The 13,062-nt window shown below is 42.7% G+C and carries 14 protein-coding genes and 2 tRNA genes; 10 read left to right on the top strand and 6 right to left on the bottom strand.

What is annotated here, in order from left to right:
* Positions 1-26 precede the first annotated feature (26 nt).
* Both ACQY3H_RS01840 and ACQY3H_RS01835 read right to left on the bottom strand, forming a co-directional pair.
* Entirely contained in the window at positions 27-518 is a 492-nt protein-coding gene (locus ACQY3H_RS01840; RefSeq protein ID WP_428074266.1) for a type IV pilin protein, read from the bottom strand.
* Positions 519-602: 84 nt separating this feature from the next.
* A complete protein-coding gene (locus tag ACQY3H_RS01835; RefSeq protein ID WP_428074264.1) occupies positions 603-1,976 on the bottom strand; it encodes a chloride channel protein in 1,374 nt (457 codons plus the stop codon).
* A gap of 156 nt (positions 1,977-2,132) precedes the next feature.
* Here ACQY3H_RS01835 and ACQY3H_RS01830 point away from each other — a divergent pair, with 156 nt between their 5' ends.
* From ACQY3H_RS01830 to ACQY3H_RS01805, 6 genes are all read left to right on the top strand, one after another.
* Complete coding sequence (locus ACQY3H_RS01830) at positions 2,133-2,717, top strand: MarC family protein (protein WP_428074262.1); 585 nt, start codon at positions 2,133-2,135, stop codon at positions 2,715-2,717.
* Positions 2,718-2,719: 2 nt separating this feature from the next.
* Complete coding sequence (locus tag ACQY3H_RS01825) at positions 2,720-3,886, top strand: cytochrome c biogenesis protein (RefSeq protein WP_428074260.1); 1,167 nt, start codon at positions 2,720-2,722, stop codon at positions 3,884-3,886.
* 8 nt (positions 3,887-3,894) lie between these two features.
* Positions 3,895-4,476: a prepilin-type N-terminal cleavage/methylation domain-containing protein gene (locus ACQY3H_RS01820; RefSeq protein WP_428074258.1), complete on the top strand. Its 582-nt coding sequence runs from the start codon at positions 3,895-3,897 to the stop codon at positions 4,474-4,476.
* A 6-nt stretch (positions 4,477-4,482) separates the two neighbouring features.
* Positions 4,483-6,009 carry a hypothetical protein gene (locus ACQY3H_RS01815; protein ID WP_428074256.1) on the top strand — a complete coding sequence of 509 codons (1,527 nt, stop codon included), beginning with the start codon at positions 4,483-4,485 and terminating at the stop codon, positions 6,007-6,009.
* Positions 6,006-6,953 (top strand): glycosyltransferase family 2 protein, encoded by a 948-nt coding sequence (locus tag ACQY3H_RS01810; RefSeq protein WP_428074254.1) that lies wholly within the window; start codon positions 6,006-6,008, stop codon positions 6,951-6,953. The genes ACQY3H_RS01815 and ACQY3H_RS01810 overlap by 4 nt, the downstream gene beginning before the upstream one ends.
* Before the next feature lie 101 nt (positions 6,954-7,054).
* Positions 7,055-7,606 (top strand): type IV pilin protein, encoded by a 552-nt coding sequence (locus ACQY3H_RS01805; protein WP_428074251.1) that lies wholly within the window; start codon positions 7,055-7,057, stop codon positions 7,604-7,606.
* Positions 7,607-8,018: 412 nt separating this feature from the next.
* On the opposite strand, the gene ACQY3H_RS01800 is transcribed toward ACQY3H_RS01805, so the two are convergent.
* A tRNA-Glu gene (locus tag ACQY3H_RS01800) sits at positions 8,019-8,090 on the bottom strand.
* Positions 8,091-8,095: 5 nt separating this feature from the next.
* Positions 8,096-8,170 (bottom strand) — tRNA-Lys (locus ACQY3H_RS01795).
* A gap of 262 nt (positions 8,171-8,432) precedes the next feature.
* Here ACQY3H_RS01795 and ACQY3H_RS01790 point away from each other — a divergent pair.
* Positions 8,433-8,807, top strand: coding sequence for a RidA family protein (locus ACQY3H_RS01790; protein ID WP_428074249.1), 375 nt, complete (start codon positions 8,433-8,435; stop codon positions 8,805-8,807).
* Entirely contained in the window at positions 8,808-10,382 is a 1,575-nt protein-coding gene (gene malQ / locus ACQY3H_RS01785) for a 4-alpha-glucanotransferase (RefSeq protein ID WP_428074247.1), read from the top strand. It begins immediately after the preceding gene.
* A gap of 52 nt (positions 10,383-10,434) precedes the next feature.
* On the opposite strand, the gene ACQY3H_RS01780 is transcribed toward malQ, so the two are convergent.
* Positions 10,435-10,896: a hypothetical protein gene (locus tag ACQY3H_RS01780; protein WP_428074245.1), complete on the bottom strand. Its 462-nt coding sequence runs from the start codon at positions 10,894-10,896 to the stop codon at positions 10,435-10,437.
* 52 nt (positions 10,897-10,948) lie between these two features.
* The gene (locus ACQY3H_RS01775) at positions 10,949-11,488 is read right to left on the bottom strand and encodes a nucleoside deaminase (protein WP_428074243.1); all 540 of its coding nucleotides are present in this window, start codon (positions 11,486-11,488) and stop codon (positions 10,949-10,951) included.
* 84 nt (positions 11,489-11,572) lie between these two features.
* Between ACQY3H_RS01775 and ACQY3H_RS01770 the strand changes: the two genes are divergently transcribed.
* Positions 11,573-11,827 carry a TIGR03905 family TSCPD domain-containing protein gene (locus tag ACQY3H_RS01770; protein ID WP_428074241.1) on the top strand — a complete coding sequence of 85 codons (255 nt, stop codon included), beginning with the start codon at positions 11,573-11,575 and terminating at the stop codon, positions 11,825-11,827.
* A 104-nt stretch (positions 11,828-11,931) separates the two neighbouring features.
* Complete coding sequence (locus tag ACQY3H_RS01765; protein WP_428074239.1) at positions 11,932-12,927, top strand: hypothetical protein; 996 nt, start codon at positions 11,932-11,934, stop codon at positions 12,925-12,927.
* The last annotated feature ends 135 nt before the right edge of the window (positions 12,928-13,062 follow it).

Raw genomic sequence — 13,062 nt, 5'->3', positions numbered from 1 at the left:
ACGTTAAAAGAGTTCCTGTTTGATAGTTAGTTGATTAAATAACAATTTTCCGATTCAACAACATTGCACGTACCCAAAGTTCCTACTCGCTTACACAAAGCATTGGATTTTGTATCTGTCTTTTTAGCCGTGCAGGCTAAACGTTCTAAAGCCAAATCATACACAATATACCATCTCCCGTCACCCCACGCGATACCGTTTCCTTGACGTCCGGCATATACAATGCGGGGGAGTTCTATCAAAGAAAGATAGAAATGCGTTTGGCTTTGTGTGGTTTTGGCAGTATCTAATGTACCGGTAAATTCTAAGTCTAATAAATCAAAAGTCGGGGCATATTGTCCGTTGGCCATAAAATATATTTTTTCGGCTTGAGCCAGTGCTTTTACTTGTGTAATGGCTTCCGTCATGTGGGCCTTTTCTACGGCCATTTTATATTGCGGCAAGGCCACGCTTGCCAAAATGCCGATAATAAGTACGACTACTAATAATTCAATGAGTGTAAATGCATGTTTATTCATAAGAATTCTCCTGACTATTTTTGTGTTACTACCACAAAAAATATTATCGTTTTTTTTTTTGCTTTGTCAAGCAGAGACTATTTACTAAGATTTTTTATCGTTATTGTGCGGGATGAGATGTTTTGTCATTTCCCGCCACATTTGTTTGGATAGCATTTTGCGCGCATGAACCGGTACTTGGTCGGTAGCACGGCGTCCGAATTTGGCAGAACCTTGACGGGGCTCGCCGGACATTTTGCCGCTATCCCATGAAATGCGTTGGCTGGGGTACATGCTTTGTTGCCCGGTAATTAAAAAACTGATTACGCATGAAACGGCTGCGTAGGGGGCAATGGCCGGGCCGAATAATTCTATCGCCATAATACTGGCGGCTAATGGGGTGTTGGCCGCTCCGGCCAAAACCGATACCAATCCCAACGCGGCTAACGTGGCTGAATCTACTTTTAGAAAATCGGATAACATGGCGCCGGCTTGGGATCCCACGAAAAATATCGGGGTAACAATGCCGCCGATTCCGCCTGCGGCAAATGTAATAGAAGTAGTTATAATCTTATATAAAAAACCAAAAGGCGATACGGTGCCCCCGCTAAGAGGTCCGTCAATACCTGCGGTGCCGAGCCCCAAATAAAGCGGCGAAATAAAGTGGCCGACTGCCATTAACAGAACACCGCCCAATACACACGTAACGAATAAATTACTGCGTCTTGCTAAATAGCGAAATACGACTTTTGTAAATTTGGAAATTTCAATAAACAGTAACGATACCAGCCCGAAAGCCATACCGGCAATAATCATTTTTAAGAAAAACTGTTCTGAAAAAACGGGGACAAAATGAATCGGATGATAAATATAATTGACTCCTAAATAAGACGTTACCTGAAATGCCGTAATCCCCGCCACGAGCGCCGGAAACATTACTTCGTAAAATATATGCCCTACCCACAATACTTCCAGCCCGAATAAGGCCCCCGATATCGGCACACCGAACACACCCGCAAAACCGGCACTTACGCCGCAGATCATCATTTTGCGTTGATCTTCCAAACTCATGCGAAATAACCGCGATAACAGCGACGAAATCCCCGCGCCGACATCGGCACAGGGGGCTTCCTTCCCGGCCGAACCGCCGGTGGCCATGGTAACAATAGAGAGTACAAATCCCTTCAAAATGGAAATAAACGAAATGGGCTTATATTCGTTAATTTTTTTAAGGACCGCATCGGTAGAATAATCTTTGTCTTTGGGGGCGGCCCGGCGGGATAACACGGCTACTACATATAATGCTAAAGGCAACCATATATAGAAATGCGGAATTTGATTTCGCCACTCAATAGAAAAGTCCAGCGTTTTGAGAAATACCGCATCTAACACGCCTATAATTACCCCAATACAAGTGGATAATATAAACCATTTGATAATGTGGATAACGTTTCGTGTGGAATTATCTAATAATTTCATAGTACATATCTTACTAAAAAACAGGCGGTCTGTATAGAACGGGTTTTAGATTATATTCGGCGATGCGGATAAGTCAAACAGGTGTATTTTTTGCTATACTATAAAAAAGTACCACCGGATGAATCGGCTAGGTATTATTTTGTTTTGGGGAATTTTATGAATACATTTATTTCTACAGTAGTTACTATTGCGTTAGTGATGGACGGATTTGGCAATATCCCGCTTTTTATTGCTGCATTAAAAAAAGTCGCTCCGGAACGTCGTAAAACCGTATTGATACGCGAGTTGGTGATTGCCCTTCTTATTATGGTGGGCTTTTTGTTTATGGGCAAATGGTTTTTGCAAGCCTTTGGCATTCACGAATATTCACTGAATATTGCGGGGGGGATTATTTTATTTATCATTTCCGTCAAATTAGTGTTTAGCAACGAAAGCGAACCTAAAAACGATCCCAAAGAAGATGAGCCGTTTATTGTGCCGTTGGCTATTCCGCTTGTGGCCGGTCCGGCGGCGTTGTCTATTGTGATGATTTCGGCGGCTCAACACCCCAAACTGTTGACGTTGGGAGCGGTGATTGTGGCATCCGTTATCAATTCCATTATTTTAATGCTCTCGTTCCCGTTGAGTAATGTATTGGGAAAACGCGGGCTTGCCGCTATTGAACGGTTAACGGGTATGATCTTAATTTTAATGTCGGTAGATATGGTGATGGGCGGAATTTCTGCCTTTATGAAATTATAAGTATGAAGAAAGTTTTAGTTGCATTAAGTTTATTAAGCATTTTTTTGTGGGGGCAAATGCCGTCTTTTGCCCAATCTTCATCGGAAAAAGTAGAATTTGCTTTGTTCTTAAGTCCGACGTGTGTGCATTGTAATAAACTGAAAAAAGAGTATTTGGGCAAACTGAAAGAAAAATATAAAGATACTGTCCATTTTACGGAATATGATATTTCTAAAGACGGTAATCACTTGATTTTTATGCAAACCGCTAAGGTGTACGGCGTGCCGGAAAATAAACTCGGTTATCCGGCGGCCGCCGTAGGAAGTACGTTTTTGATGGGGTATCCTACCGAAATCGCTACCTATGCCGATACCGCGATTGAAAAAGCCCAACTCCTTCATGAGAAAACGAATGTCCAAACGCAAGCAGGGGGAAAAGAAAATGCCGAACAGGCTTTCTCGCAAATTACCTTTTGGGCGATTGTCGGGGCGGGACTTGTGGACGGAATTAACCCCTGTGCATTTGCCGTTATTGTGTTCTTTATTTCTTTCTTAACCGTATATAAGTATACCCGACGGGAAATTATCGTGGTGGGTATTTCGTATTGTGTGGCGGTGTTTTTGGCCTATTTGTTGTTGGGAATGGGTGTGTTTAAGTTTCTATATGCCATGCGAGGATTTGGTTATGTGATAAAGGCGTTTTATATTATAACGGCGGGCCTTTGTTTGGTGTTCTTTGCTCTTAGCGTATATGACTTTTGGATTTATACGAAAACGAAAAAATCAGACGGTATGCTTTTGCAACTTTCTTTAGGAAATAAAACGCGTATCCATAAGATTATGGGGTTTTTCTTACGCGATAAAAACAAAAATATATTTCGTTTGACATTGGCTGCTTTAGCCGTCGGGTTTGTCGTGTCGCTTATTGAAGCCGTTTGCACGGGGCAAGTGTATGTACCGACGTGTGTGTTGATTATGCAGAATCCGGCATTTCGCGCCGAGGCCGTTTTCTATTTAGTGTTATATAATTTAATGTTTATTGTACCGTTAGTGCTGGTATTTGTATTGGCATTACTCGGTTACGAGTCTAAAACATTTAACGATTTTCTCAAAAGACATTTGGGGCTTACAAAAATTTGTTTATGCCTGGTGTTTTTGGGATTGTTTATTTTGTTATTAGGTAACATTTAGGAGAAAATATGAAAACTATGTTAAAAAACCAAAAAGGATATACCTTGTTGGAAATTATTGTAGTAGTAATAATAGTTGCCATTTTGGCCGCTATCGCCACTTCTTTTTATGAACATGCTATTGAAAATGTCCGCCGGGCAGATGTGTTGTCTTTGATGGGGACGGTTATCTCTTCGCAAGACCGTTATCGTGTCATGAAACATCGTTATACGAAATTGTGGCATTATCTGGATGTAGCCCCTGTGCCGTTGCGCCGGCCGTCGGCGGATAACCTGTATTCCAATGGCATAGAAAATACGGTTTATTTCACCCGCGGTAAATACGATGACGGCACCCCGAAATCGGGTTTCCAAGTGTATTTTGAAGAAATCAACGGTCAATGGTTTATGACGGCTGACCGCGTAGGAAGCGAGAAATATAGTTATACCTTGGTGCGTCCGTTTAATAGCCTGCAAGTATTTTGTGTTCCTACCGGACATTTCCAGAAAAACGAAACGCTTTGTATGGATATGATGGGGGTGGACGATATGTCTGCTTTGCCCCCGGATCCGCGCATTGAAGCCCGTATATCTACCGCTGAGGGAGAGTAACGGGTTATGGATAATTTGCAAGTTGATGTAAAAAAGATAGACGTTTCTTCCGGGAAAAGAGTCACCTGTTTAGCGGCATTGGCACGCATTTTTACGACGGTTTGTATTATTTGTGCGGTGGTTCTTTCTCTCTATATGTCTGTCATGCGTTTTGCCCACTTGGGCAATGGCTTGCAATATGATGAATTATATTCCGCCATTACGGCTTTTCCTCAACTTTCTTTTTCATTTATCTGGAAAAATATGCTCTTGCAAGATATTAACTTGCCTCTTTTTAATATCTTGCTGTTTGTATGGAACCGTATATTCCCGTTCTCGTATGTATGGTTACATTTGTTTAGTGCGTTGTTAGGTCTGTTGGCTGTGGTTATGGCCTGGTTGCTCGCCCCAAAGTATTGGCAACCGCTTAAAAAATATATCTTTGTATCTTTGATGGCTTGTTCTTTTATCTTGGTTGCTTACGGACATATCGTGCGTACCTATTCTTTATCTATTTTGCTTTCTACTATTTTTTCATTATTGGGCTTGCGGTTTATTTATGATTTTAGCCAAGGTAAAGAACCTTCTCGGCGGTTATGGTTGGCCTTTTATATAGCCGGGTTCTTGGGGGCATATAGCCATTTCTTCTGTACGGCAGAATTTTTTATTACGGCATTAATTGTGTTTTTATATGCATGTTATTATAAAATCGGACGTAAATGGGCTTTCTGGGGGACAGCCGTTGTATTTGCCCTGTGGAGTGTGTGGTTGTATCATGTACTGACTTTTACGGGCGGGTTGCAATCTACATGGTGGTTCAAAACGCCGCTTGCCAAAGCCACCTATGATATTTTAATTTTCTTATTCGGCCCGCGGTTCTTATTCTCCGCTATCTTATATGGGGTGATATTAGCGGCTGTATCTCTTGTCTTTACCTATAAAGTCAAAATACTTCAACGCGCTGATTTTATATTGCCCATCGCCCAAATCGTACTGCTTTTGGGAGTGGTGGCTTTAGTGTCTTGCCGTGTCAATTTATGGTTAGACCGTTATTTCCTGCCCGCAATGCCTGCGTTCATTTTGCTTTTCACTGAGTGTTTGGATCATTTGCAAAAACGTCATTTGGTTTTGTTGATTTTATGGCCGGCTTTGCTATGGGGTTGGGTTAGTTTTTATTGGCAATTGGAACATTTGCATTGGCAAGAATATACCGGGTTACAAGCGTTATTTTCCCATTTGGCTAAGGATGAACAAGTAGATAAAATTTTAGTAGATATGACAAAAACCGGATATCCGGAAGCCGCCCTTCCTTATATGTTTGGGCTTTATATCCCGAAAGATAAGAACTTGGAACTTATTCCGCTCACGCCGGAAAATGTATCTTTATCTTGGGAAACTAATCCAAAGACGTATATTTTCTTACCGCTTTGTTCGCAAATTCATTTTATGCAAGTGAGTATGGAAACCCGTACCGAAGAAGATGGCGAGCCAATGGTCTTTGGCCGCGATGCTTGTATTTTTACGGTGCATCCGGCGGGAGTAAGTAATTTATGAGAAAAAAAATCTCTATCGTCTCCAGCGCTTTTAACGAACAAGATAACGTCGGGCCATTATGTAAAGCCGTTAAAGAAGAAATGGCTAAATGGACGGATAAATACGATTACGAACAAATTATTTTAGATAATGGTTCTACGGATAACACATTGGCAGAACTTCGCCGCTTGGCTGCGCAGGATGAGCATATTAAAGTGATTGTCAATGCGCGTAATTTCGGGCATATCCGAAGCCCACATTACGGTATGTTACAAGCCACCGGCGATGCGGTTATCTATATGGCTTCCGATTTGCAAGACCCGCCCGCTTTAATCAATGCTTTTATTACCGAGTGGGAAAAAGGTACACCCATTGTGCTGGGCCAAAAAAAGCAAACCGTAGAAAATAAATTATTTGCTTTTGTGCGAACATTTTATTATTGGCTCTTAAATTTAGTCAACGATTCCGGCGCTGAACTGGTACCGAATTGTACCGGGTTCGGACTTTTTGATAAACAAGTGATGGATGAAATCCGTCGGTTGGATGACCCTTACCCGTACATGCGCGGACTGGTGTGTGAGTTGGGATATGCCAAAGCACTCGTGCCGTTTGAACAGCCTGCCCGCAAAACAGGAATTACCAAAAATAATTTTTACACCTTATATGATAATGCCATGATCGGTTTTACCAATCACTCCAAAGTGCCGCTTCGTTTAGCGGCGTTGGGAGGATTTGTGTTAGGTATTATCAGTTTTAGTTTGGCTTGTATCTATTTAATTCTTAAATTATGTTTTTGGGATAATTTCCCCATGGGGACGGCCCCCATATTATTAGCCGTATTATTTTTCGCTTCCGTACAGTTAATATTCTTGGGAATTTTAGGAGAATACGTCGGAGCGATATTGACGCAAGTATTACACCGCCCGTTAGTAATTGAGAAAGAGCGAATTAACTTTGATAAATAATTTTTCAAAAAACGCTTGATTTTTTTCTCTTTTACTGCTACACTTAATTTGTAGCCCCTTGTGGGTTACAGAAATCTATGTATAAAACTGTAGGAGGTTTTATGAATACTAATAAAGGGTTTACCCTTATCGAACTCTTGGTGGTGGTACTCATCATCGGGATTTTGGCCGCTATGGCCATGCCGCAATACTTCAAAGCAGTGGAACGCTCCCGCATGACGGAAGCTGTAACCTTGCTTGGAAATATTGCTCAAGCTCAACAACGCAAATACTTGCAAATCAACAAGTATACCACGAACTATAGAGCGTTAGACGTCGCCCCCAAAGGTGCCAACGGTTCTATCTACTACACCAAAGGTAACGTCTCTACTGGTGCTAACGGTAACGGTTTCGCCGTTTCTTTGTCCGGTACTGCTTTCACCGGTGGTAAAGTAACCGCTGTCCGCGAAGCCAATGGTAGCGCCAGCACCAACTTGCAATACAAATATACGCTCAGCCGCTGGTATGCCAGCAATGATACGCAATGCGATGGTTCCGATGAAAACGGTCAAGCCTTGTGCGCCGACTTCTGCGGTATTGATATGCCTCGCTCTTCTTGCTGTAGCGATGGTCGTTCTTCCGGTGGCTGCTCTCAACCGGTACAAAACGATTAGTATTCTTTTCTCTTAACGAGAATAAACCCCGCTTCGGCGGGGTTTTTTTATGTTCTAACATCTTCAATAAAAATGTTTTTACAAAAAGCAACACTGCAAAAAGAGAGTTGCTTTTTCATTAAATAAAAGTTTGCTTTGTAAAAATTTGTTCCGGTGAACAAGCGGGAGTTCGATTCAGGCCTAGAAGTCAAAATGCCCCGCGTACGCAGGGCATAAAAAAACGCCTTCTAGGAGAATCGTTATTTCCTCCGGAAATACCGGCAAAATCTAAACGCACGATGTGCCAAACAACTTAGATTTTGCTCTTATAGTATCCCCGCCTACGCTAAATGCTTCGGCTGCCCCTAAAGGGGCGGGAGTTCGATTCAGGCCTAGAAGTCAAAATGCCCCGCATACGCAGGGCATAAAAAAACGCCTTCTAGGAGAATCGAACTCCTCTTTTCGGATTGAAAATCCGACGTCCTAACCGATAGACGAAGAAGGCTTAAATGGTGCGCCCGGTGAGACTTGAACTCACGGCCCCCCGCTTAAAAGGCGGATGCTCTACCACTGAGCTACGAGCGCAAAAAAATAACTTTTAGGGGGTTTAATCTAGCATCGGTTAAACCCGACCTAATTATTATATCAAAATTCAAAGAAGTTACACAACTGTTTTTTTAGATTGTGCTGCTTGTATTTTTAAGCGATAATTTATTATAGCAATTTTACACAGACCCGTCAAAAAATTTTCTTTTCCCGCCGAATAAACCGTTTGACATCAGGCTCTTGCCTTGCTACCATATAAAAAAGGGCTTTGTGCCGTATTCCGTTTTTATATAGGTGATTTATGAAAAAAGTAATTAACATCAGTACCACCAAACCTATCGGTTGTTATTCGCAAGCGGTAGAAGACGGCGGTTTTATTTTTACTACGGGTATCGTACCCATAGACCCGGTAACGGGGGAAATCTTTAACGGAGATGTGCGTGTTCAAACCGAACTTATTTTAACCAATTTGGAAGCCGTTTTGAAACAAGCTGGCTGTTCGCTTAAAAACGTGCTCAAAACAACAGTATTTATGACGGATTTGACGCAATTTGCCGAGATGAATGCGGTGTATAGTACGTTTTTTAAAGATAATCCGCCTGCCCGTACGACAGTTCAGGTGGCGGCACTTGCCAAAGGCAGTGCGGTAGAAATTGAAGCCATAGCCAAGAAATAAATGATGACGATACAAGACCAACTTCTATCCTCGCGCTCATGCGGTATTTTATTGCCGCTTTCTGCGATGAAAACCCAAACCGATTGGGGCGTGGGCGATTTCGGCTCCTTGCAACAATGGACGGAGTTTTTTGCCGGACAAGGTATTAAAATTTTGCAAATTTTACCGTTGCAGGAAACCGCGCCCGGGGTTACGTGTCCGTACTCGGCGATGACGTCGTTTGCCATTGACCCTGTTTATACCGATATTTCGGCGGTAGAAGATATTGCGCAAAGTGCAGAAGCGCAACAATGTATTAACGAATTAAAACCGCAAATTGAAACGTGGCACCATGCGCAGAAAGCCCCGTTTGGAGCAGTAAAATCGGCGAAATTAAAAGTTTTGTGGTTGGGATATCAACACTTCTTGGCGAAAGACCAAAGCGCGCGTACGCCGCGTTTTTTTGCTTTTGAAGCCTACCAACAAGCACAAGCCGGGTGGTTGAAAAGTTATGCTTTGTTTCGCGCATTAAAAGAATTTTACCGGTGGCAAACGTGGCTCTCATGGCCGCAAACTTTGCGCCAATGCAATGAAACGGCCGTGGAAATTTTTGAAGCCAAATACCGTGAATATATCCAATTTTTTGCCTATATCCAATGGATATTGGATGGGCAACTTCGCGCCGCTAAATCCTTTGCTACCAAAAGAGGACTGTTGATTTTCGGCGATATCCCGTTTGGCACTAATTTAGATAGTGCCGAAGTATGGGCCGAGCGGCGCAATTACCGGCTCGGTTGGGAAACCGGCGCTCCGGCCGATCAATTTTCAAAAGGCGGCCAACGCTGGGGACTTCCGGCGTATGATTGGAAGTATCAACATGAAAATAATTTAGATTTGTGGCGGCGTAAAATCCGCCGTGTAACGGAACTGTATGATATTTTCCGTTTAGATCATTTAGTAGGATTTTTCCGGACTTATATTTTTGCCCCCGGCGACCAAGTTGGTCAATTTGATGTGGAAGGTGAACAAAACCAAATTGACCGCGGTTATGCGTTTTTGCGCATGGTGTTAGATGAAGCCCATGGTAAATTGGCTGTCGGTGAAGATTTAGGCGTTATTCCCAACTATGTGCGCCGAATGCTTGTAGATTTGCGTATTCCCGGTTATAAGGTGCTTCGTTGGGAACGCGAAGATAACGGTTATTACCGCGAACCGCGCAATTATCCCGTTGTGTCGTTGGCGACGACGTCCACCCACGATACCGAAACGGTACGCGGTTGGTGGGAAACAATGAATCCATATGAGCGTGCCAATATTTGGGAAATGATTTCCGCACAAAAAACCGACGGAAACGTGCCGTGGAATTTAGACACACAACGTGCGATTTTACGTCGCGTATTAGGTTCATCATCGGCTATTGCATTATTTTCGTTCCAAGATATTATCGGCACAACTGACCGCGTTAATACTCCCGGAACAGTAGGCGAAGAAAACTGGACGTACCGCTCCGGTTATACCCCGCAAGAAACCGCTGAAAAATATGCGGCGGAATGGGAAATGTTACGCAACCTGCTTGCCGAAACAAACCGAAAATAAAATGTTTTTTGGAGTGTAAAAATCCCCGGTTTTTTACCGGGGATTTTTGGTATTACTTTTTTTCAGATTCTGCGGGGGGTGTTTCGTTTTCAATCATTTCTTCTTCTTGCGTTGGTACCGGGAAAAGCGAATCTAATAATTTTTCTACCTGTTCACGCGCTTGATTATATTCGTTCATGGCTTGTGTCAGTTGGGCGGTAGGTCGGTTCTCTTTATTGTTTTTAGCAATTTCCAATTCTAATTTCGTTTTCTTGAACTCAAAATTTTCCATCGCCAAACGTAAAGAAATACGATTTAACAAACGGGTTCTCTCTTCGTTTTGAGCCCCTTCGCCCTCTTGCAACAACTGCGTAAGCATGGCCAAATCTTGTTGGGCTTGTTCGCGCGTCACACTTTGCAAAGCGGGATTATCCACATTTAGCGGCGGGACAGACACAGCGGAAGCAAGCGACATGTCCCGTTGGGGCAAGAAATTATTGCCTACAAGCATCCCGCCAACAAACAACAAAGCCATTGTAAATAAATATAAAACGTAACGCATAAATTTACTTTTATTTTACCAAATATCAACGCGAGGGTTTGTATATAGGATGTCCGTTTTTGACGTAAAACGTCAATATGTCTTCTCCGATTTGCGGTGCCAAATTCCCATATACGCGGATCCCGCGTTTGTTAAACTCTTCTAACCAGCTGGGTTTGAATCCTTCATCAAATCCGGTAATTTCTTCCACGCGTTTGGATGGCACACCGAAATATACCGTTTTAATACCCGACCACATAATCCCGCCCAAACACATTAAACAGGGTTCGGCGGTAACATATAAGCGTAAATTATACGGGGCCAAATCAAAGGTGTTTAATTTTTCTTCCGCTTGTTTAATGGCATTCATTTCGGCATGTTTGTGGCTGCATTTTCCTTTTACTACCGAATTGGCAGCTTTGGCAATGAGAGTCCCTTTATCGTCGTAAATAGCGGCTAGGAACGGGCCGGAACCTTGTGCAATATATGTTTTAAGTTCTTCTTGCAAAGCCGTAATGATTTGTGCGGCTTGTTGTAATTCTTCTGATGAAATAGGTGCGTTGGATATAATGTCGGAATTAGTCATAAATTTTCTCCCGTTTTTATTATACAAAAAACGGCTTTTCAAACGAACTTGGTATAATATAGTATCTTACAATAAGGAGTTTTTATGGCCTCATTTTCATTTCGCCCGCAAGGGGTCTGCTCGCAAGAAATTTTATTTGACGTGGACGCGCAAGGACGTGTACATAATGTGCAATTTATCGGCGGTTGCCCGGGAAATTTAACGGCTATCGGTAAATTGGTAGAAGGGGCCGATGCCCGACAAATTGCTACTTTATTAAAGGGCAACGATTGTGCCGGAAAAGGCACTTCGTGCGCCGATCAACTCGCCCGCGCGTTGGAAGAAGCCATTAAAAAATAAAATGGTTTGATTTGAAGTTTTTCCATTAAAAACTCTTCGCTACACCGGAGAGTTTTTTGTGAATAAATTTTAATGTATAATAATAGCAGTTGTAAGGAGAAACGATGAAAAAAACATTTGGTGTAGGGATAATTTGTTTAGTGGTTTTAGCGCTTGCGGGGTGTGTAACGGCTCCTAAATTAGATAATCCGTATGAAGTCCCGTCGCCGGATATTTCCGCCCGTAAATTCAGTTTATCGTGCGAAAATTGTGCCGGTGCCTCGGTTATGCCTTATTTTACCGCGGCGCAACGGGCAAGTAATTATAAGTTGAAAATGCATTATACTTTTGAATTATCTAAACCTTTAGCCAATAAAATTTGGGGGGTGGCTTCCGCCTTAACTTTATTTACCGTGCCCTTCCAATCGGCCAGCGGACATTGGACGGCGTCAGCCGAATTGTGGAATATGAGCACCGGTGAAGTTGCCGAATTAGCCCCGGCTAAAAAAGCCAACAACGCTGTTTGGGTGGCGTGGTGGATGTTTCCGTCTGTTAAAAATTTGTCTGAACCGTTTATGGACGAGAACGGCAACCCTGTTTCTCCGGATGCCCAACGGCTGCTTGCCGAAACTTTTATTAAAGAAGCCGCTTTGGTTGTTTATCAGCCGCACCTGTCGTATGCTAAATGGCAATGTACCAGTTACCGTTGCCGGTATAATCATTTGCTCGCCAAAAAAAGCGCAACGGCGGATGAGGTGGTTTGGGTGGCGCAAAACACGAATGATTTGAATGAATTTCAAACCGTACGTTCTTTTTTGTTGGGCAATATGACCGTTGCGCAAAATTGTGCGGTGGTGCAAGGCCTGATTTTAGATAAAAAATTGGTAGCCAAAACAACCAATATGTATTGGAAAATGGTAGATTTTTATAAAGCCTATTGTCCGCCTACGCCCAAAGGCTATGGGCTTACACGTGCCGAACTCCTTGAGCGTAAAGGCCGCCCGACTTGGCAATATCAGCCTAACGCTGATACGGAAGAACTTTCGTTCACCGATATGTCTGTCGGCGCTACAACTACTATTTATACGCTGGATCACGGTATCGTAACCGGAATTAGATAAACAGTTTCCTCGTTTTTGAACTCCCCGGCCTATAACCCGGGGAGTTTTTTGTTCTGGCAAAATTAAATTTTTTCACAAACATCTAATCTTTTTTCTCTATACAAATCGTTCTTTTTTTAGATAACGACATAGCGT

It is taken from the genome of Candidatus Avelusimicrobium luingense (assembly GCF_902757105.1).
Taxonomy (GTDB): Bacteria; Elusimicrobiota; Elusimicrobia; order Elusimicrobiales; family Elusimicrobiaceae; genus Avelusimicrobium; species Avelusimicrobium luingense.
Note: the sequence above shows the minus strand (reverse complement) of the source record. Positions and strands in the feature narration are given on the sequence as shown.

Excerpts from the sequence above, each read along its gene's own strand:
- ACQY3H_RS01840 (WP_428074266.1), bottom strand. The coding sequence starts at position 518 with ATGAATAAACATGCATTTACACTCATTGAATTATTAGTAGTCGTACTT.
- ACQY3H_RS01835 (WP_428074264.1), bottom strand. The coding sequence starts at position 1,976 with ATGAAATTATTAGATAATTCCACACGAAACGTTATCCACATTATCAAA.
- ACQY3H_RS01830 (WP_428074262.1), top strand. The coding sequence starts at position 2,133 with ATGAATACATTTATTTCTACAGTAGTTACTATTGCGTTAGTGATGGAC.
- ACQY3H_RS01825 (WP_428074260.1), top strand. The coding sequence starts at position 2,720 with ATGAAGAAAGTTTTAGTTGCATTAAGTTTATTAAGCATTTTTTTGTGG.
- ACQY3H_RS01820 (WP_428074258.1), top strand. The coding sequence starts at position 3,895 with ATGAAAACTATGTTAAAAAACCAAAAAGGATATACCTTGTTGGAAATT.
- ACQY3H_RS01815 (WP_428074256.1), top strand. The coding sequence starts at position 4,483 with ATGGATAATTTGCAAGTTGATGTAAAAAAGATAGACGTTTCTTCCGGG.
- ACQY3H_RS01810 (WP_428074254.1), top strand. The coding sequence starts at position 6,006 with ATGAGAAAAAAAATCTCTATCGTCTCCAGCGCTTTTAACGAACAAGAT.
- ACQY3H_RS01805 (WP_428074251.1), top strand. The coding sequence starts at position 7,055 with ATGAATACTAATAAAGGGTTTACCCTTATCGAACTCTTGGTGGTGGTA.
- ACQY3H_RS01790 (WP_428074249.1), top strand. The coding sequence starts at position 8,433 with ATGAAAAAAGTAATTAACATCAGTACCACCAAACCTATCGGTTGTTAT.
- malQ (WP_428074247.1), top strand. The coding sequence starts at position 8,808 with ATGATGACGATACAAGACCAACTTCTATCCTCGCGCTCATGCGGTATT.
- ACQY3H_RS01780 (WP_428074245.1), bottom strand. The coding sequence starts at position 10,896 with ATGGCTTTGTTGTTTGTTGGCGGGATGCTTGTAGGCAATAATTTCTTG.
- ACQY3H_RS01775 (WP_428074243.1), bottom strand. The coding sequence starts at position 11,488 with ATGACTAATTCCGACATTATATCCAACGCACCTATTTCATCAGAAGAA.
- ACQY3H_RS01770 (WP_428074241.1), top strand. The coding sequence starts at position 11,573 with ATGGCCTCATTTTCATTTCGCCCGCAAGGGGTCTGCTCGCAAGAAATT.
- ACQY3H_RS01765 (WP_428074239.1), top strand. The coding sequence starts at position 11,932 with ATGAAAAAAACATTTGGTGTAGGGATAATTTGTTTAGTGGTTTTAGCG.